Genomic DNA, 18,904 nt, shown 5'->3' with positions numbered 1-18,904 from the left:
CGGCACGACGGCCCCCTTGCGGAAATGATAAGGCCCGCCGGAGCAGGCGGTCCGCACTAGAATACGGGCGGCAGCTGCAAGAACTGCTGCTTTTGGAGGTTCCCTGAATTTTATGAAAACAAAAGGCAAAGCATGGCATCTGATCGCCACAGTGTTGTTGATCGTGGTATTTGTGTATACTGCGTTCTTCGGTGTGTATGCCAAGTACGGCGATACGACCACGACCTACATCAAAGGTGCAAAGGATATCCGCTTCGGTGTGGATATCAAGGGCGGTGTCAACGTCACCTTTGTGCCGTCGGATGGCTACGATGCTACCGAAGAACAGCTGGAAGCAGCCCAGCTCGTCATTGAGAACCGTCTCGTGGCGCTGAACGTGACCGACTATGAGCTGTATGTGGATAACAATTCCGACAGTCTGATCCTGGAGTTCCCGTGGCAGTCCGGTGAGACAGATTTTGACCCGGAAGCTGCGATCGATGAGATCGGCACCACCGCCTATCTGACCTTCCGCGAGGGAAGCAGTGCGGACGGTGAGCTGATCCTGGACGGCTCCATGATCGAGAGCGCCGCAGCTCAGTATGGCCCCGTCAGTAATGGCGGTGCTTCGGAATATTTCGTCTCCTTGAAGTTCACCGATGACGGTGCCAAGGCATTTGGCGATGCTACCACAAAGCTGGCTGCATCGGGCGGCACCATCAGCATCTGGCTGGACGATGAAAACGTGAGCACGGCCACGGTCAACACCGCTATTACCGATGGCTCTGCCATCATTACAAGCTCGGCTTCCAATCCTTTCACGCAGGAGCAGGTCGTCAAGATGGCCCGCCAGATCAACTCCGGCGCACTGCCCTTTGCACTGACGGTGGACAGCTATTCCACCGTCAGCCCCAGTCTGGGCGAGAACAGCCTGAGCGCCATGGTTCTGGCCGGCCTGATCGCCTTTGCACTGATCGTGGTGTTCATGACGATGCTGTACCGTCTGCCGGGCTTCCTTGCATGTATTGCACTGGCTGGTCAGGTGGCAGCAACGCTGGCGTTCGTTTCCGGCTACTTCCCGGTGTTTGAAAGCTTTACCATGACCCTGCCCGGCATCGCAGGCATCATCCTTGCCATCGGCATGGGCGTGGATGCCAATGTTATCACGGCAGAACGCATCAAGGAAGAGCTGAAAAACGGCAAGTCTCTGGATGGAGCGCTCAAGAGCGGTTTTGCCCGCGGCCTGACCCCCATCGTTGACGGCAACGTGACCATCGTCATCGTGGCCATCGTGCTGATGGGTGCCTTTGGCCCCTCGGACGGCATGTTTGCAAAGGCACTCCACTTTGTGTTCTTTGCCTTTGGCCCCTCCACCGCAGGCACTATTTATGCCTTCGGTTACACGCTGCTCACCGGCGTGCTGCTGAACTTTGTGTTTGGCGTGTTTGCTACCCGTGTGATGATCCGCGGTGCGGCATCCATCAAGGCACTGCGCAATCCTTGGCTTTACGGCGCTGAAAAGCCCGGCAAGGAAAAACCGAGAAGAAGCCCATCGACTTTGTGGGCCTGCGCAAGCGCTTCCTGACGATCTCCTCCTGCCTGATGGCAGCCATCGTGCTGTGCGCAGTGGTTTTGGGTGTCCATCTGGATACCGAGTTCACCGGCGGTGCCATGATCACCCTGAGCTACGAGGGCAGCTTTACCATGTCGGATGTGCAGAAGGTTGCATCCTCTGCATTGGAGAATAACGGCCTGACCCTGCAGACCGGCGAGAATGTTGCTACCGGTGGCCAGACCCTGAAAATCTCGATGCCCGGTACCGAAACAGTGACTACCGAGCAGGTGGCCAAGCTGCTGGACAGCCTGAACGAAAGCTGCCCGGACAACAATTTTGAACAGCTGTCGCTGAGCAACGTCAGCGCTGCCATGGGCACCAAGTTCCTGCAGAAGAGTCTGGTTGCCGTGGTGTTTGCACTGATGCTGATTCTGCTGTACATCGCCCTGCGCTTCAAGAACATCGGCGGCCTGACCGGCGGCATGATGGCAGTGCTGGCGCTTGTGAACGACCTGATGGTGGTGTTTGGCACCTTCGTGCTGCTGCGCACTGCGCTGGATGGCAACTTCATTGCCGCCATGCTTACCATCCTTGGCTACTCCATCAACGATACCGTTGTGGTCTACGACCGTATCCGCGAGAACCGCACCCTGATGGGTAAAAAGGCATCCTTTGAAGAGCTGGTGAACCACTCGGTGAACCAGTCCGCCCGCCGCACCCTGATCACCACCATTACCACGGTGATGGCGCTGGGCGTTATGTGCATCGTGGCAAAGCTGTATGGTCTGGACAGCATCTTTACCTTTGCGTTCCCGCTGATGATGGGCATGATCAGCGGCGTGTACACTTCGCTGTGCGTTTCCACCTCTGCGTGGGTGCTGTGGAGTGAGCGCAAGCCCAAGACCAAAGCCTAAAAACACAGCCCGGTCAGACCGGACAGGAGGAACAGAACATGAAGTGTCCCTATTGCGGAGCCGAGGAATCCAAAGTGATCGATTCCCGCCCCACCGAAGACAGTGAGCGCATCCGCCGCCGCCGCGAATGCCTGAGCTGCCATATGCGCTTTACGACCTATGAGGTCGTGGAGACTGTTCCGCTTGTGGTCATCAAAAAGGACAGCTCCCGTGAGCCGTTCGACCGGCAGAAGCTGCTCAACGCCATGGTGCGTGCCTGCGCCAAGCGGCCGGTCAGCTACGAATCGCTGGAGCGTGCGGTAAGCAGCATTGAGCAGACGCTGCTCAGCTCCTACGACCGTGAGATCCCCAGCGTGCGCATCGGTGAGCTGACCATGCAGGAACTGAAGAAGATCGACGAAGTGGCATATGTTCGCTTTGCCTCCGTCTACCGCCAGTTCGCTGATGTGGAGAGTTTTTTCAATGAGCTGAAAAAGCTGATGGGCGACCGCAAGGAACCACAGAAATAATTTGCATCAGAACACCGGCTTTTGCCCAATGGGGCAGGGCCGGTGTTTTTGTTTATACCAGCCGGTGCGAGAGCCATTCCAGTGTTTCCACCTGTACCTGTGCGCGGCGCAGCTCACCAAAGGCTTCCTCTGGGGCACCCATTTCCAGGTGTCCGTCCGCCGCCCGCAGTGCAGCTTCCAGCTCGGTAAAATCTGCGGTGCGCAGCAGGTGGTTCATTTTGGTGCGCATTTGGTCGCACCGGTCGGCACCATCAGCAAGCGCCTGCCGGGCGGCAGGGTAGTCGGCATTGCGGATGGCTTCGGCGGCGGTGTCAAGGTCTGCCGAGATCACATCCGCAAAGCTCTGCACCTTCCAGCTGCTGTAAAAGGCCACGCTCAACAGTACGGCCACAATGGCGATACATGCATAGATCCGCTTCATCCGCTCACCTCAATGGGAGCCGCCGGCACGGCGGTTCTCTTTTTTTAGCAAAAAATAATCCTCGGTCTCGTTGCCGATCAGCAGCAAAATTTCTTCCGGCAGCAGGGTGTTGGCCTGCGCCGTGCGTTCCAGCCACGTGCGGTCCTTGCCGCACCAGCGCAGGTTGTCTTCCAGCACCTGTCCGTCCAGCACAAAGGGAATGGTGGCGTTGGTATGGGTCACCTTCAGCTGCAGGTCAGCAAGACGGGCTGGCTCTTTTTCTGGCCGCAGTGCTGCCGAAAGGGTGCCGTTCGTCTCGATCACCGCGTAGGAGACCTCCCGTGGGTCAAAAATATTTTTACCGCGCAGCGCTTCCATCAGGTCAGCTGTGGTCAGCCGCAGCATCCGCAAGGCTTTCTGATCGATCTGCCCGTCCAAGATCACCGTCTTTGGTCTGCCGGAAAGAAAGTTGAAGAATTTCTGGCTGCGGAAGCTCAGCACGGAGCCCAGCAGTTCCAGCGCTGCAATGAGAAACAGCGGGATCAGGCTGGATGTGATGGGCACCTCTTCCGATTCAATGGAGATGGATGCCAGATTGGAAATGAGAATGGTGGACACCAGTTCTTCGGGCTGCAGTTCGCCCAGCTGGCGCTTGCCCATCAGCCGCATGGCAAACAGAACGCACAGATAAATGATGATAGTGCGGCAGATCAGAAGCTTCAAGTAACAAGACCTCCTGTCGTTTCTGGCGGAATGGATGCCGCTGCAGCCGGGCATACTGCTGTGCAAAGGAGTGGTTGGATGCGGCAGTTATCACAGAGCCTTGCGGCAAATCTTGCGGTGCTGGACAAAATGTTTGGCACCTCTGCGGATTATTATGCCAAGGAGATCACGATTTATCATTGCAGGGGAAGTATCCTGCTGTTTGACGGCATGGCAAGCCTGGATTCTTTGTGGGAGCTTTTACTGGATGCGGCCAGCCGTCAGGCACCGCCGCAGCAGGCAGGCCAGCGTTGCACCGGGCCGCAGGTCTTTGAGCTGATCCTGCACGGCTCAGCCTTTCCGGCAGAAAGTGAGCCGGTAACAGATCTGGCTGATCTGATCAAACGAATGACGGCAGGCATGGCGGTCTTACTGCTGGACGGCTGCGCAAAGGGCATTGCCTTCTCGGTGCAGGGACTGAAGTTCCGCTCGGTAGACGAGCCTTCCGGGGAGGGCAATCTGCGCGGCTCCCGCGAAGGCTTTGCCGACCTGCTGCGGGTCAATCTGAGCCTGCTGCGGCGGCTCATCCGTACCGAACATCTGGTGCAGGAGGTGGCGCAGGCCGATACCGAAATGCAAACGGAATACGCCATCTGCTACTGCAAAAACAGGGCAGACTCCGCCATGGTGATCCGTGTGCGCAAAGCGCTTGCCGCTGCAAAGCCGGAGCTTTTGCTGGATTCCAGTTACTTTGTGCCGTGGCTGCTGCCGGGCAAGGCGCGGCTGTTCACGCCGGTAAGCTACACCGAGCGGCCTGCCGTGGCGGCGGCAAAGATCTGTGAGGGCAAGATCGTGGTGCTGGTCAACGGAAGTCCCTCTGCCATGGTGCTTCCGGCTCTTTTCTGCGAAAATTTTGAGTGCTTGGACGATTATGCATCCACCGCCGTGTTTTCCTCTTTTCTGCGCATCCTCAAATATGTTTCGTTCTACCTCACAGTATTTCTGCCGGGTGTGTTCGTCTGTCTGGCGGTCTACCTGCCGGAGCTGATCCCACCGCAGCTTCTGTACAAGATCGAAGCGGCGGAGAAGGCCACACCGCTGCCGCTGTTTGCGGAAATGCTGCTGGTCATACTCATTTTGGAGGTCATCCGGGAAGCAGGTCTGCGGATGCCGCAGTCGCTGGGACATTCGGTCAGTCTGGTGTCCGCGTTGATCATCGGCGATGCTGCCATTGCCACCGGGCTTATGAGCACGCCGGTGATCTTTGTGGCAAGCATCACGGCCATCGCGGTGTTCGTCACGCCCTCTTTGTACGAGCCTGCTACGCTGCTGCGTCTGGGTGTGGTGCTGGCTGCAGGTCTTGCCGGGCCGGTGGGCCTTGCGGGGGCTTTTTTTGCAGTTCTGCTCAGTCTTTCCGGCACAGCCTGCCTGCAGGTGCCATATCTGGCGGCGCATCCGTTCCCACAGCGGCCCATGGCAGAGGATGGCATCATCCGCCGCAACTACCGCCGTCTTTCAGCGCACGACTTTAATATCTGGCAGAAACGGGAGGGAAAATGATACAAAAACAGAAAGGCTTTTCTGCTCCCGTGCTGGCACTGAGCGTGTGGACAGCTGCGCTGGCAGAAGAAATGCAGACCGGTATCTCTCCGCGTGGGATGATCATTCATGGAGCGGTTCAGGCTCTTTTGCTCACATGCATCAGTGGGGTGTTCTCTGCCTGCTGGCAGCGGGCAGCCATGCAGTGGATCTGGCTGTTTTCCGCAGGAGCATGGTTTCTGGCAGAGTTGTTTGGAACCGTAATGCAGGCCCAGAACATCTGCCAGCAGGAGTTCCGCTCCATGGCGCTGATCGGCCTGCTGCCGCTTTTGCTCTGGGCAGGGTGGTGTATTCCGCCTTCCGGCTGGGATGCTCCGGCACGGGTGCTGTGGTGGTTCGTGCTGCTGGGTGGGCTGGTCTGTCTGACAGGGCTTGCCGGGCAGATGGACTGGGCGCACCTGCTGACGGCAGATGCTGTGCAACTGGCCCGCTGGCCGCGTGTTCCGCTGTATGCGGAGTATTTGTTCTGGCCGCTTCTTGCAGGTTATGAAGAGCCGCGCAGCATGTCCTGGCTGCCATGGCTCACCTTTCTGGCACAGGCGGGTCTTACTGCCGGGATGTGCCTCGTATTTGGCGCAGCGGATTACCCGGAACAGGAACTGCTGCGGGCATGGAGTGCAGATGTTTTCTCCCGCATGGATGCGCTGCTTTTGCTCATCTGGCTCACCTGCGCGATCTTCCGCACCGGCTTTCTCTGCGCGGCAGTGCGTACCGTGTGGCAGCGCGCGGTGCAGTGCGTACCGTGTGGCAGCGCGCGGTGCAGTGCGGGAAAGGAGCGGTAAAATGAAGCAGAAGAAACTGCGCTCTCTCAGTGCGATGCTTTTGATCGGGTGGTGCCTGATTTTTCTGCGCTGCGAGACCACCGAAAAAAGCATGGTTCGTGCGCTGTATCTTGCTCAGAAGGAACAGTCCATCACCGTAGGGCTGCTGTATCAGGCTCCGGAAGCTGCCGCCGATGCATCCGAGGCTTCTGGGGCTGTGCAGCTGCAGTTGGCGCAGGCGGACACGCTGGCAAAAGCGCTGGCGGCGGCGCAAAAGCAACTGCCGCAAAAGGCGGATTACCGTCTGTGCGATTATCTGCTGATCGATCAAGATGCATCGGCAGAGCTGCTTGCAGCGTATGAGCGTACGGTGCTGGAAAACAGGCAGGGCAGGGTATCGGCAAAAGTTTCTGTGCTGGAGATGGACGATGGATTTTTGGAGGAACTTCCAGCGGAAAAGCAGGAATTTCCGAACAAACTGCTTGAGTTGCTCAAGCAGTGCACAGACCAGATGCCGAGGCTTTACCAGTATCAGGACGGAATGCTTCTGCCGCAGCTGCGGGCAGAGAAACAGGAAGTGGCACTTGCAGATACAAGCATCCTCTGGCGAGTGGAAAACAGCATTGAGCTGGAGGCCCGGCAGGCGGAAACAGCGCGGCTTTTGCTGGAAATGGGAGGCGTGCATACTTTCTGGCTGGAAGGTGAGCCGGTAACGGTTCGCCGATGCAGCGTGTCTGTCACCCTGCGGGAAGAAACTGCCAGTCTGTGGCTGGACTGTCAGCGCAGCTATGATACGCCGCAGCCAAGCGCCGCACAGTGCGAACAGCTGGCAGAACTGTGCACGCAGACGGTGCAGTCTTTCTGGCAGCAGGGCATCGACCTTGTGCATCTGCAGCAGCGCAGTGCATTGCAGAACGGTGTGGGCAGAGAAAAGATAACAATAAAAAACGCCTGCCCGCAATTGCAGGCAGACGTGAGATTTTTACCGATGTGATTCAGTTGGCAGTGGGGAAGGTGACAGTAATGGTAGTGCCCACATCCACCTGACTTTCCAGCTTGATGCGTGCGTTGTGGATGCGTGCGATATGCTTGACGATGGCAAGGCCCAGACCGGTACCGCCGGTAGCCTTGCTGCGGCTCTTATCCACACGATAGAAGCGCTCAAACACGCTGGACTGTGCTTCTTTCGGGATGCCGATGCCGTTATCGGCCACAGTCAGGGTGCAGTGTCCGTCGCGGCTGCAGGCTGTGGTGATCTGTACCTTACCGCCGGGACGATTATAACGGATCGCATTATCGCACAGGTTCTGGCATAGCTCGTCCAGCAGGGCACGGTTGCCGTGCACAAGAGCACTTTCGCCCAGACAGTTCAGCGAGATGTATGCCCGGCGGGCATTCAGCTTCTGGCGCTCTACGCAGTCCTTGGCAACGGTAAGCAGATCCACTGTCTCCATCTCCGGCTCAGAACCGGCTTCGCTGGCGTTGTCCAGACTGGAAAGCTGCAGGATATCGTTCACCAGCTGGATCATACGGCTGGCCTCCACATGGATCTTCTGGGCAAAGCCCGGCACATCCTCAGGCTTTGCAATGCCGGTCTCGATCAGCTCCGCATAGCCGGAAATACTGGTCAGCGGGGTCTTCAGCTCATGGCTGACATTGGCAGTAAACTCCTGCCGCATCTTTTCATTGTTCTCACGGAGGATGCGGTCAGAGTGGATGCTTTCGGCAAAGGGGACAAGCTCCTTATAGGGAACATTGTCCTGAATATGATCCAGATCTTCGGTCATGCTCAGCACAGGGGAGACCAATGCACGGGTGAGCAGAGCTGCCAGCACAGCGGCGGCCAGCATGAGTGCAACGCAGCTCAGCACGATGGCAGGCAGGGTCGAATCATAAATAGACCAGACCGTTTCTGCATCCTGTGCCATGCGCAAAATCTCACCGTTGGGCAACAGTACGGCATAGTAATAGGTCTCGTAGCCCATGGTATGGGAATCGCGGATGTCCCGGCCCACACCTTCGGTCATGGCCTGACGGATCTCCGGGCGGGAGAGATGGTTCTCCATGGGCTGATCGGTAGCAGATTCAAACAGCACGCTGCCGTCCTGCGAGATCAGGGTGATGCGCAGATTATTGGTAACAAAGGACGAAAGCTGCTGCGGGTCCTGCACCAAATCATAACCGGCGCTTACCAGATCGGCTTCCCGCTCAAGGCTGGTCCATGCCTGAGCCGTGAATGCCTTGTGAAAAACAAAGATGCAAAGCGCCGCCGTGAACAGCAGACCAAGGAAGCCCATCAGGAACAGGCGGTAGCTGATCTTTTCTTCCATGCTGCGCAGCTTCATTCTTCACCGGCCTCCTCTTCATCGGTCAGCTTGTAACCCACCTTGCGCACAGTGCAGATGTATTTGCCGGCATCCCCCAGCTTTTTGCGCAGGGTGCGGATATGCATATCTACAGTGCGGCTCTCCACCGAAATGTCGGTGCCCCACACCACCTGCAGAATGGTCTCGCGTGTCACCACCAGATTGGTGTTTTCCAGCAGCAAACGCAGCAGACTGTACTCCTTGTAGGTCAGCTCCACCGGCGTTCCGCTCACAGTCACGTTGTGACGGGCATTGTCCAGCAGGATCTCGTGAAAGCTGAGTACGTTGGGACGTGCTTCCGGAGCCGAGCGGCGCAAGGCGGCGCGCACCCGGCTCAAAAATTCCATGATGCCAAAAGGCTTTGAGATGTAATCATCGGCACCGCAGTCCAGCCCGCGCACGGTGTCCAGCTCGCTGGACTTAGCCGTGACCATAATGATGGGCAGCCTGCGCAGGGAAGGGGTGTTGCGCAGCTTTTTCAGGATGGAAAAACCGTCCTCACCGGGCAGCATCACGTCTAAGATCACCAGTTCCGGCTCTGCAGCGTGCATGGCCTGCCAGAACGGCTCAGAGCTTTCAAAGCTGGTCACTTCGTATCCGCTGGACTGCAGGGCATACTGTTCCAGCTCCCGGATGGCGGCATCGTCTTCAACAATATAGATCATTTGTCAAAATCCTCCGCAGATTGATTTTCAGGGAAGAGATAGCGTTCACGGTAACGGTCAAGACGGCGATGGAATTCCTCACTTTCCTTGGTGTCATTGCCGTGACGCAGCTCGTTGAGGTATGCGTGGGTATCAAAGCTGTCCTGTGCAACCTCGATCTGTGCAACGGCTACGTTGCTGCAGTGGTCGCACACACGCTCATAGTTGGTCAGCAGGTCGTCCAGCACAAAGCCATATTCAATGGAGCAGCTGCCGGCCTGCAGGCGGGCAATGTGGTGGGCCTTGATGGCACGTACCAGCTCGTTGACCACGGCTTCCAGCGGTTCCACCTTGCTGGCAAGATGCAGATCACCCTTGCGGAAAGCATCAGTGGTGCGGTTCAGAATATCCTGCACCGCATCCTCCAGCACCTGCAGCTCGTCGCGGGCATCCTGCGAGAACTGGATTTCTTTGGTGTGCATCTCCTCGGCAGATTCCATCAGGTTTACGGAATGGTCGCTGATGCGCTCAAAATCGCTGATGGTGTGCAGCAGGGTATTTACGCTCTGGCTGTCGGCATGGTTCAGCTCACGGCTGGAAAGCTTGACGAGATAGGTGCCGAGAGCGTCCTCGTAACGGTCTACCTGCGTCTCTTCCTCGCGGACCTTCTGCGCAAGTGTATCGTTCCACTCATGGGTCAGGCTCATGGCCTGCATCACGCCCACACGGGCAAGCTCTGCCATTTCAGCAGTTGCAGAGCGTGCACGTTCTACGGCCACGGCAGGGGTGTTCAGCAGGCGGTCATCCAGCAGCGCAAAGCTTTCCTTTTCCGGCGAATCCGGAATGGTGAGGATGGCCAGTTTTTCCAGCAGGTTTGCAAAGGGCAGCAGCACCAGCGTTGCCACGATATTGAACACCGAGTGCACCACAGCGATGCCCCATGCCTCGATGGTGGTGTTCACAAAAACAAAGTGGCAGACCGTATTCAGGCCGTAAAAGCCGACAAGGAAGATGGTCACACCGATGATGTTGAAGTACAGATGGACCATGGCAGCACGGCGTGCATTCTTGTTGGCACCCACAGAGGAGATCAACGCGGTAACGCAGGTGCCGATGTTCTGACCCATGATAATGGGAATGGCACTGCCGTAGGTGATCACGCCGGTGGCGCTCAGCGCCTGCAGAATACCCACGCTGGCGCTGGAGCTCTGGATGATGCCGGTAACAAGGGCACCCACCAGAACGCCCAGAAGGGGGTTGGAAAAGCGGGTGAACAGGCTGGTGAACCATGCCTCGTTCTGCAGGGGCAGGACGGCGTTAGACATGGTGGTCATGCCAGTCATCAGCACGGCAAAGCCGATGAGGATGGTACCCACGCCTTTTTTCTTCTCACTCTTACACATATACAGCAAAATGCCGATAAATGCAAGCAAAGGACTGAAAGAAGTGGGTTTGAGCAGATTGATGAGGAGGCTGTCGCCCTGCAGGCCGGAAAGGCTCAGGATCCAGCTGGTGACAGTGGTGCCCACATTGCTGCCCATGATCACGCCGATGGCCTGATGCAGCTCCATGATGCCGCTGTTGACAAAGCCGACCACCATGACCGTGGTAGCGCTGGAACTTTGGATCACAGCGGTGACGCACAGGCCAAGGAAAAAGCCTTTAAGGGGGTTGTCAGTCAGCTTGCTCAGGATCTTCTGCAGCTGGCCGCCGGCCTGCTTTTCCAGTGCTTTGCCCATGATGTCCATGCCGAACAGGAACAGGGCAAGACCTCCAAGCAGGGAAAAGACATTGAAGATGGTCATAAAGATTTCCTCACTTTTGTTTGACGTGTTTTTGATGTGTTTCTCCTGATTTTGAGTATACAGATGCAATGTAAAATCCAAAATCGAGGGAATGTAAAATCCGTGTAAAGGTAAGAAAAATGTAAAAAATCAGTACATGGCTGCGCTGCTGCGTGCATTCTTGCCGGGCTGCGAAAAAGCCGCCCGCACAATATTGTTTTTTACCGATCGTTCTATTATAATAATAAGAAGGAATCCTGCACGGTACCTGACAGCAGGCAGGGCTGTGCAGCAAAAGGGAGCACAGGAGGAACAAGAATGGGCACATTCAATGTCTCGCTCAAAACGCTGACCGACCGTGTCAGTATGGAAGTTGTCTATACGCCGAAGGAACTGGATCAGATCTGTGTGGAGATCGCCGAAGTGAACCGCCCGGGTCTGTTTCTGGCGGGCTATTATGATTATTTTGATAAGCTGCGTCTGCAGATCATGGGTCTGGCCGAGATGAACTTTCTGTCCGGCCTTTCACCGGAAAAACGCTACGAGGCGCTGGATCAGCTGTTCCGTCAGCAGCCGCCGGCTGTTATCGTCTGCCGCAGCGAAGAACTGACTCCTTTCCCGGAGATGCAGGAGCTGGCCCAGAAGCATGGTGTTGCACTGCTGCGCTCCAATGAGACCACCTGCACTCTGATGGGCAGCCTGATCAGTGTGCTGAATCTGGAACTGGCACCGCGTATCACCCGCCATGGTGTGCTGGTGGAAGTGTACGGCGAAGGCATCCTGATCCTGGGCGACAGCGGCATTGGCAAAAGCGAGCTTGCCATCGAGCTGGTCAAGCGCGGCCACCGCCTTGTGGCAGATGATGCGGTGGAGCTGCGCAAGGTGTCCAACCGCCAGATCATGGGTACTGCCCCGGAGAATATCCGCCACTTCATTGAGCTGCGCGGCATTGGCATCATCAATGTGGCCCGTGTGTACGGCGTGGGCGCGGTCAAACTGAGCGAAAGCCTTGACCTTGTGGTTCAGCTGGAAGCATGGGACCCCACTAAGAACTACCAGCGCACCGGTCTGGAAAACGAATACTACGACATTCTTGGCGTCAGCATTCCCAGCACCAGTATTCCGGTCTCACCGGGCCGCAATCTGGCTGTCGTGCTGGAAACTGCAGCCATCAACAACCGCCAGAAGAAGATGGGTTACAACGCAGCGCGTGAACTGCTGATCCGTCTGGGTCTGGACGATAAAATGGATTGATCCCACACCGCAAAAGGAGCAAGTTATCATGGAACGATTCAAGCAGAAACTGCAGGCAGCGGCGATCCCGTTCAGGGAGAATGAACCGCTTGCGGCGCACTGTACCTTTAAAATCGGAGGCCCGGCACAGCTGTTTGTCATGCCGGAAAACGAGCAGCAGCTCTGCAGTGCAGTTGCGCTTTGCAAGGAGCAGGCTGTCCGCTATTACCTGCTGGGCAACGGCAGCAACATCCTGTTTGCGGACGAAGGCTTTTCCGGCGTGGTGATCGATGTTTCGGCACTGGACGCAGAGATCGCGGTGGAAGATACAGTCCTGACCGCAGGCGCAGGTGTCCGCCTTGCGGCACTGTGTAAGGCGGCACTGAAGCATGGCTTGTCCGGGCTGGAATTTGCCTACGGCATCCCCGGCACGGTGGGCGGCGCAGTGTATATGAATGCGGGTGCCTACGGCGGCGAGATGAAGGACGTGCTCACCACAGTGCGGTATCTGGCGGCAGAAGGCGAGGTCAGAGAAGTGCCTGCCGCAGAGCTGGATCTCCGCTATCGCCACAGCATTTTTGAAGAGAACAGCGGCTGCATCCTCTCGGCACAGTTCCATCTGCAGCCCGGAAACGCAGCGGACATCCGTGCAAAAATGGATGAATTGATGGCCAAGCGTGTGGAAAAGCAGCCGCTGGATAAGCCCAGCGCCGGCAGCACCTTCAAGCGCCCGGCGGGTGCTTTTGCGGCTGCGCTGATCGACCAGTGCGGCCTGCGCGGCTACCGCCACGGCGGCGCAGCCGTCAGCGATAAGCACTGCGGCTTTGTGGTAAACCTTGGCGGCGCTACCTGTGCTGATGTGCTGGCACTCTGTGACGAGGTGCGCGCCATCGTAAAGGAAAAGACGGGCTACGACCTTGAAAAAGAGATCCGGGTCGTCCGATAACGGAAAAAGCAAAAAAGGAGCGGTAGATCAGATTATGGAGCTGTTGATCGTCAGCGGACTTTCCGGTGCAGGCAAGTCGGTGGCTATGAATGCGCTGGAAGATATCGGTTTTTTCTGTATAGATAATGTTCCGGCCGGACTGCTGCCCAGCATCACTGCATTCTCGGAAGCAGGCGACAGCCAGCTGGAGCGGGTGGCTCTTTCCATGGATGTGCGCGGCTGCCGCACCAGCGAAGAGATCGAGCGTGCGCTCGACAAGCTGGATGAGCAGGGTGTGGATTATAAAATTCTATTTCTGGATGCCCCGGACGATGTACTCATGCGCCGCTACAGCGAGACCCGCCGCCGCCACCCCATCAGCATTGCCGAGGGCATTTCCACCCGGGAGGCCTTTGCAAAGGAACGCAAAATATTGAAGCCTTTGCAGGAGCGTGCAGATTACGTCATCAATACCGCCCTGCTTTCTACAGCACAAAACAAAGAACGCATCTGCGATCTTTTTGCAAAAAATGGCGGAGCCAAGGGCGCCATGCGCCTGACCGTGATGTCCTTTGGATTCAAATTCGGCATCCCGCCGGAGGCAGACCTTGTGCTGGATGTGCGCTGCCTGCCCAATCCCTTCTACGTGCCGGAACTCAAGCATAAGACCGGCCTTGATCAGGATGTGGTGGATTTTGTCATGAGCCACCCGGAAGCGCAGGAACTGCTCAAGCGGTATGAGAACTTTTTGCAGTATGCACTGCCGCTGTACGTCAAGGAGGGCAAAAGCCAGCTGACCATTGCGGTGGGATGTACCGGCGGCAAGCACCGTTCTATTACATTTGCGCGTAAGATCGCGGAGTATTGCACGCAACTCGGCTACGAGCCGGGCGTGCAGCACCGTGATGTCAAACGCTGACAGAATTCGAGGAAGTATGAGTAGTTTTGCATCCCGCGCGCGGGAGGAGATCGCGCAGCGCAGTATCCAGAAGGATTGCTGTGTGCGTGCGGCAGCTTATGGCATTGCGTGCTTTGCCAAATATTTTGATGCAAAGGGTCTGGTGGTGCAAACCGAGCAGCAGGAGACGGTGCAGGCTGCCCAGCAGCTGTTCGCACGCTGCGGCGTGCAGGGCGAGATCCTGCACAAGCAGCGGCCCAGCGGCGTGCTGTATGAATTCAACATCCGCGCACCGGAGCAGGTGGCCCGGGTGCACGAGCTGTTCGGCACCACGGGCAGCGAGACCAGCCTGCAGATCGATCCCCGCCTTATCCGCTGTCAGACCTGCGTCAGTGCGTACATTGGCGCAGCTTTTTTGTGCAGTGGAACGGTCATTGATCCGCAGAAAGAATATAATCTGGAATTTCTTACCTCCCGCACCAATCTGGCACGGGACTTTGAAGCGCTGCTGGCAGAGCATGAGTTTGCACCGCACCGCACCCGCCGCAACGGCGTGAACCTGATCTACGTCAAGACCGGGGCCAATGTGGAACGTCTGCTCAGCTTTATGGGCGCTGGAAACGCTGCAGAGGAAATGCATGCACAAAAAGCCTTCAAACAGGTGCGCAACCAGACCAACCGACAGACCAACTGTGATACGGCAAACCTTGGCAAAACGGCCCGTGCCAATGCGCAGACGCTGAAGGCCATCCGCTTTCTGGAAGAGCAGGATGCCCTTAGCACTCTGCCGGAGGTACTGCAGGAGGCCGCTGCCAAGCGGATGCAGTACCCGGATCTTTCGCTCACAGCGCTGTGCGGCTGCTTTGAGCCACCCGTGAGCAAATCCGGCCTGTCGCACCGGATGAAGAAGCTGGAGGCATTGGCCGAAAATCTGCGGCAGAATCTGGAACAGGAGGCAAAAGCATGAGCGAAGCATTAGCCAATACCCGGCCTTTTGTCCATCTGCACATCCACACAGAGTACAGCTTGCTGGATGGTGCCTGCCGCATTGACCAGCTGATGGATCGCGTAAAAGAGTGCGGACAGACCGCCATTGCCTGCACCGACCACGGCGTGATGTACGGCTGCGTGCAGTTTTATAAGGCTGCAAAAAAGGCTGGCATCAAGCCCATCATCGGCTGTGAGGTGTATGTGGCCACCCGCACCCGCTTTGACAAGGTAAATAAGATCGACGGCAACAACCACCTGATCCTGCTGTGCAAAAATGAGACCGGCTACAAAAACCTGATCAAAATGGTGTCGGCCGCCTTTGTGGAGGGCTTTTATTCCAAGCCCCGCATTGATAAGGAACTGCTGGAAAAATATCACGAAGGTCTGATCTGTCTGTCGGCCTGTTTGGCAGGCGAAGTTCCACAGGCCATTCTGGCGGGCGATTATGAGCGCGCCAAAGCAGCAGCGCTGTGGTATCGAGACCTCTTCGGCGAGGAAAACTATTATATCGAGCTTCAGGACCATGGTCTGGAAGAGGATAATACTGTGCTGCCGCAGCTCATCAAGCTTGCACGGGAGACCGGCATTCCCATGGCAGCCACCAACGACTCCCACTATCTGCGCAAGGAGGATGCCAAAATGCAGGGCATCCTGCTCTGCATCCAGACCGGAAAGACCATTCAGGATGCGGATAAAATGGAGTTCCAGACCGACGAGTTCTATGTCAAAACGACAGACGAAATGTACGAGCTGTTCTCCATGGTGCCGGAAGCCTGCGAGAATACCGCCAAAATTGCCGAACAGTGTAACTTTGATTTTGATTTTGGACATACTAAAATTCCATATTACAAAGCGCCGAACGGTATGGATAATCAGGCGTTTTTTGAAAAGCTCTGCTGGGAAGGTCTGGAGCGCCGCTACGGCCCCAATGTTCCGCAGGCCAACAAAGACCGTCTGGAATACGAGATCGGCGTGGTCAAAAAGATGGGCTACACGAACTACTATCTTATCGTGTGGGACTACGTGAACTACGCCAAGAGTCAGGGTATCCCGGTAGGCCCGGGCCGTGGCTCCGGCGCAGGCAGCATTGCGGCTTACAGCGTGGGCATCACGGATATCGACCCCATCCGTTATAACCTGATCTTTGAGCGCTTCCTGAACCCGGAGCGCGTCAGTATGCCAGATTTTGATGTGGACTTCTGCTACGAGCGCCGTCAGGAAGTGATCGATTACGTCAACCGGAAATATGGTGCAGACCATGTGGCTCAAATCGTCACCTTTGGCACCATGGCCGCCCGCAACGCCATCCGCGATGTGGGCCGCGTGATGGGCATTCCGTATCAGCAGGTAGATGTTGTGGCAAAGCAGGTGCCCATGGAGCTGAAAATGACGCTGAAGCGTGCGTTGGAGGTATCGCCGGAACTTAAGCGGATGTACGATACCGACCCGCAGGTCACAGAGCTGATCGACACGGCCTTGAAGGTGGAGGGCATGCCCCGCCATGCTTCCACCCATGCGGCGGGTGTCGTCATTACCCCGGAGCCTACGGACTACTATCTGCCGCTGGCCACCAACGACGGCCTGCCTGTGACCCAGTTCAACATGACCGAGATCGAAGAACTTGGCCTTTTGAAGATGGACTTTCTGGGCCTGCGCACGCTGACCGTCATTCATGACGCGGAAACTGCTGTGCAGAAGCACCACCCGGAGTTCTCCATCCAGAAGCTGGATTACGACGACCCGGACACCTACAGGATGCTGGGGCAGGGAGACACCGAGGGTGTGTTCCAGCTGGAATCTTCCGGCATGAAGCAGGTGCTTGTGGGCCTGCAGCCGCAGAACCTAGAAGACATTATCGCTCTGATCAGCCTGTACCGTCCCGGCCCCATGGATTCGATCCCCACCTACCTGCGCAACCGCCACGAGCCGGACAAAATCAGCTATAAGACCCCACAGCTGGCCCACATTCTGGATGTGACCAATGGCTGCATCGTCTATCAGGAGCAGGTCATGCAGATCTTCCGGGAGCTGGCAGGTTTTTCTTTTGGTCAGGCAGACAATGTCCGCCGTGCCATGAGCAAAAAGAAACATGCCGTCATGGAGGCCGAGCGGGAGCACTTTGTGTACGGCTGCACCGATCCCGGCAACGAATGTCCCGGCTGTGTGGCAAACGGCATCTCTGAGAAAGTGGCCAATGAGATCTACGATGAAATGTCCAGTTTCGCTTCATATGCGTTCAATAAGAGCCATGCGGCCTGCTATGCCTATGTGGCATTCCAGACGGCCTACCTCAAGTGCCATTATCCCAGTGAGTTCATGGCGGCTTTGCTGACCAGTGTGCTGGATAACACGGATAAGGTCATTGAATATTCCGGCGAGTGTGCCCGCCTTGGCATCAAGGTGCTGCCGCCGGATGTGAATGTTTCCAACGGCGGCTTCACGGCGGATGGAAGCGGTCAGATCCGCTTTGGCCTGAATGCGGTCAAAAATGTGGGCCGCAACCTGATCGAGAATGTGGTGAAGGGGCGGCAGAAGAAGCCTTACACCAGCCTGTACGATTTCTGCAAGCGGATGCATGGCAATGAACTGAACCGCCGGGCAGTGGAGTGCCTCATCAAGGCCGGCGCATTCGATCATCTGGGCAACAACCGCCACAGCCATGTGGAGGCCGTAGAGGGCATTCTGAAGAGCATTGAGACCGACTCTCGGCGCAATCTGGATGGACAGCTGGATCTGTTCTCGGTGATGAGCGGGGAAGCACAGAGCGGTGCTTCCGAGGATAACTATGAAATAAAGCAGCTGCCGGAATACAGCCATAAGGAACTGCTCCAGCAGGAAAAGGAAGTCAGCGGCCTGTATCTGTCCGGTCATCCGCTGGATGCTTACCGGGAACAATCGGCACGCATTGCATCCCACACCATCAAGGATCTTACAGGGGAAGATGCCCATGTGAAGGATGGAGAAAAAGTGCGCATTGTGTGCGCGGTGGTAAAAAGCCGCATGATGACCACAAAGTCCAACAGCATGATGGCTTTTACCAGCGTAGAAGATCTGACCGGCACCATGGAAGTGATCGTATTCCCAAAGGTGCTGGATGCTTTCCGGGATTCACTGCACGAAAATGCAGTCGTCGTGATCGATGGCAGACTGTCGGTACGGGAGGATGAAGCTTCCAAGCTGCTGGCAGAGAGCATCGTCCCGATCGAAAATTACGATCCGGCCCGACTGGATAACGGCAGGCCGGACCCGATGAAAACGGCAGCAAAGAAGCTGTATATCCGTGTGCCTTCCCGCAGCAGCAGGGAATATGCAAAGGTGGTCAATCTGCTTGGCATTTTTGATGGGGACATGCCGGTGCTCCTGTATCTGACCGATACCAAGCAGTATCTGCGTGTGCCGCGCCATCTGTACGCATCCGGCCATCCGCTGCTGTTCAAAGAGCTGGAAAGGCTGGTCGGAACGGACAACATTGCAACAAAATGACATTTCCGTGCACGAATCTTAACGCAAATCCGGCGGGATGGCTGTTTCCAAAATAAGGCGTTTGTGTTATAATGATTCAAGGCAAATGAAGTGCTTTGGACAGCGTTAAAACGGAGAGCGCTGTGATACCATTGGGTAAATGAAGAAACAAATTGGAGGGAA

16 protein-coding genes are annotated in these 18,904 nt (G+C 56.6%); 11 read left to right on the top strand and 5 right to left on the bottom strand.

Translation table 11 applies throughout. From position 1 onward, the window contains the following. The first annotated feature begins 112 nt into the window (after window positions 1-112). From secD to nrdR, 3 genes are read left to right on the top strand one after another with little or no spacing between them, the layout of a single operon-like run. Complete coding sequence (gene secD, locus PXT33_RS08450; protein WP_347070281.1) at window positions 113-1,564, top strand: SecDF P1 head subdomain-containing protein; 1,452 nt, start codon at window positions 113-115, stop codon at window positions 1,562-1,564. Beyond that, complete coding sequence (secF, locus tag PXT33_RS08445) at window positions 1,540-2,448, top strand: protein translocase subunit SecF (protein ID WP_347070280.1); 909 nt, start codon at window positions 1,540-1,542, stop codon at window positions 2,446-2,448. Before secD ends, secF begins: the two co-directional genes overlap by 25 nt. A 38-nt stretch (window positions 2,449-2,486) precedes the next feature. Next, complete coding sequence (nrdR, locus tag PXT33_RS08440) at window positions 2,487-2,957, top strand: transcriptional regulator NrdR (RefSeq protein ID WP_044953681.1); 471 nt, start codon at window positions 2,487-2,489, stop codon at window positions 2,955-2,957. Window positions 2,958-3,009: 52 nt separating this feature from the next. Here the strand turns inward: nrdR and PXT33_RS08435 are convergent, their stop codons facing one another. Both PXT33_RS08435 and PXT33_RS08430 read right to left on the bottom strand, forming a co-directional pair. After that, the gene (locus tag PXT33_RS08435; protein ID WP_005941949.1) at window positions 3,010-3,378 is read right to left on the bottom strand and encodes a DUF4363 family protein; all 369 of its coding nucleotides are present in this window, start codon (window positions 3,376-3,378) and stop codon (window positions 3,010-3,012) included. Between the two features lie 9 nt (window positions 3,379-3,387). Then, the gene (locus PXT33_RS08430; RefSeq protein WP_223387565.1) at window positions 3,388-4,080 is read right to left on the bottom strand and encodes a DUF421 domain-containing protein; all 693 of its coding nucleotides are present in this window, start codon (window positions 4,078-4,080) and stop codon (window positions 3,388-3,390) included. A gap of 78 nt (window positions 4,081-4,158) precedes the next feature. Between PXT33_RS08430 and PXT33_RS08425 the strand changes: the two genes are divergently transcribed. From PXT33_RS08425 to PXT33_RS08415, 3 genes are read left to right on the top strand one after another with little or no spacing between them, the layout of a single operon-like run. Next, complete coding sequence (locus PXT33_RS08425; RefSeq protein WP_223387566.1) at window positions 4,159-5,619, top strand: spore germination protein; 1,461 nt, start codon at window positions 4,159-4,161, stop codon at window positions 5,617-5,619. Continuing rightward, the gene (locus PXT33_RS08420; protein ID WP_332376327.1) at window positions 5,616-6,440 is read left to right on the top strand and encodes a hypothetical protein; all 825 of its coding nucleotides are present in this window, start codon (window positions 5,616-5,618) and stop codon (window positions 6,438-6,440) included. Before PXT33_RS08425 ends, PXT33_RS08420 begins: the two co-directional genes overlap by 4 nt. Window position 6,441: 1 nt before the next feature. Beyond that, the gene (locus tag PXT33_RS08415) at window positions 6,442-7,413 is read left to right on the top strand and encodes a hypothetical protein (protein WP_298637914.1); all 972 of its coding nucleotides are present in this window, start codon (window positions 6,442-6,444) and stop codon (window positions 7,411-7,413) included. Between the two features lies 1 nt (window position 7,414). Here PXT33_RS08415 and PXT33_RS08410 read toward each other — a convergent pair whose 3' ends face one another. The 3 genes from PXT33_RS08410 to PXT33_RS08400 are packed head-to-tail and all read right to left on the bottom strand — an operon-like array spanning window position 7,415 to window position 11,234. Continuing rightward, complete coding sequence (locus PXT33_RS08410; protein ID WP_298637913.1) at window positions 7,415-8,764, bottom strand: ATP-binding protein; 1,350 nt, start codon at window positions 8,762-8,764, stop codon at window positions 7,415-7,417. After that, window positions 8,761-9,450, bottom strand: coding sequence for a response regulator transcription factor (locus PXT33_RS08405; protein ID WP_097775630.1), 690 nt, complete (start codon window positions 9,448-9,450; stop codon window positions 8,761-8,763). The genes PXT33_RS08410 and PXT33_RS08405 overlap by 4 nt, the downstream gene beginning before the upstream one ends. Continuing rightward, on the bottom strand, window positions 9,447-11,234 hold the full coding sequence (locus PXT33_RS08400; RefSeq protein ID WP_097782128.1) for a Na/Pi cotransporter family protein: 1,788 nt from the start codon (window positions 11,232-11,234) through the stop codon (window positions 9,447-9,449). The genes PXT33_RS08405 and PXT33_RS08400 overlap by 4 nt, the downstream gene beginning before the upstream one ends. Before the next feature lie 297 nt (window positions 11,235-11,531). On the opposite strand from PXT33_RS08400, the gene hprK reads away from it, so the two are divergent. Genes hprK through PXT33_RS08375 form a run of 5 tightly spaced genes read left to right on the top strand, consistent with a single transcriptional unit; the run spans window position 11,532 to window position 18,742 of the window. Next, window positions 11,532-12,467: an HPr(Ser) kinase/phosphatase gene (hprK, locus tag PXT33_RS08395; protein ID WP_120079314.1), complete on the top strand. Its 936-nt coding sequence runs from the start codon at window positions 11,532-11,534 to the stop codon at window positions 12,465-12,467. Between the two features lie 28 nt (window positions 12,468-12,495). Next, entirely contained in the window at window positions 12,496-13,392 is an 897-nt protein-coding gene (gene murB, locus PXT33_RS08390) for a UDP-N-acetylmuramate dehydrogenase (protein WP_207698057.1), read from the top strand. Between the two features lie 34 nt (window positions 13,393-13,426). After that, window positions 13,427-14,290, top strand: coding sequence for an RNase adapter RapZ (rapZ, locus tag PXT33_RS08385; RefSeq protein ID WP_154255707.1), 864 nt, complete (start codon window positions 13,427-13,429; stop codon window positions 14,288-14,290). Window positions 14,291-14,306: 16 nt separating this feature from the next. Beyond that, a complete protein-coding gene (whiA, locus tag PXT33_RS08380) occupies window positions 14,307-15,236 on the top strand; it encodes a DNA-binding protein WhiA (protein ID WP_005941975.1) in 930 nt (309 codons plus the stop codon). Next, on the top strand, window positions 15,233-18,742 hold the full coding sequence (locus tag PXT33_RS08375; protein WP_332376325.1) for a DNA polymerase III subunit alpha: 3,510 nt from the start codon (window positions 15,233-15,235) through the stop codon (window positions 18,740-18,742). Before whiA ends, PXT33_RS08375 begins: the two co-directional genes overlap by 4 nt. The last annotated feature ends 162 nt before the right edge of the window (window positions 18,743-18,904 follow it).

The organism is Faecalibacterium taiwanense (assembly GCF_036632915.2).
GTDB classification, from domain to species: Bacteria; Bacillota; Clostridia; order Oscillospirales; family Ruminococcaceae; genus Faecalibacterium; species Faecalibacterium taiwanense.
The sequence above is the reverse complement of the archived record's forward strand: the minus strand, read 5'-3'. Positions and strand labels throughout refer to the sequence as shown.

Coding starts and splice junctions, on each gene's coding strand:
- secD (WP_347070281.1), top strand. CDS start 113: ATGAAAACAAAAGGCAAAGCATGGCATCTGATCGCCACAGTGTTGTTG.
- nrdR (WP_044953681.1), top strand. CDS start 2,487: ATGAAGTGTCCCTATTGCGGAGCCGAGGAATCCAAAGTGATCGATTCC.
- PXT33_RS08435 (WP_005941949.1), bottom strand. CDS start 3,378: ATGAAGCGGATCTATGCATGTATCGCCATTGTGGCCGTACTGTTGAGC.
- PXT33_RS08425 (WP_223387566.1), top strand. CDS start 4,159: ATGCGGCAGTTATCACAGAGCCTTGCGGCAAATCTTGCGGTGCTGGAC.
- PXT33_RS08420 (WP_332376327.1), top strand. CDS start 5,616: ATGATACAAAAACAGAAAGGCTTTTCTGCTCCCGTGCTGGCACTGAGC.
- PXT33_RS08415 (WP_298637914.1), top strand. CDS start 6,442: ATGAAGCAGAAGAAACTGCGCTCTCTCAGTGCGATGCTTTTGATCGGG.
- PXT33_RS08410 (WP_298637913.1), bottom strand. CDS start 8,764: ATGAAGCTGCGCAGCATGGAAGAAAAGATCAGCTACCGCCTGTTCCTG.
- PXT33_RS08405 (WP_097775630.1), bottom strand. CDS start 9,450: ATGATCTATATTGTTGAAGACGATGCCGCCATCCGGGAGCTGGAACAG.
- PXT33_RS08400 (WP_097782128.1), bottom strand. CDS start 11,234: ATGACCATCTTCAATGTCTTTTCCCTGCTTGGAGGTCTTGCCCTGTTC.
- hprK (WP_120079314.1), top strand. CDS start 11,532: ATGGGCACATTCAATGTCTCGCTCAAAACGCTGACCGACCGTGTCAGT.
- murB (WP_207698057.1), top strand. CDS start 12,496: ATGGAACGATTCAAGCAGAAACTGCAGGCAGCGGCGATCCCGTTCAGG.
- rapZ (WP_154255707.1), top strand. CDS start 13,427: ATGGAGCTGTTGATCGTCAGCGGACTTTCCGGTGCAGGCAAGTCGGTG.
- whiA (WP_005941975.1), top strand. CDS start 14,307: ATGAGTAGTTTTGCATCCCGCGCGCGGGAGGAGATCGCGCAGCGCAGT.
- PXT33_RS08375 (WP_332376325.1), top strand. CDS start 15,233: ATGAGCGAAGCATTAGCCAATACCCGGCCTTTTGTCCATCTGCACATC.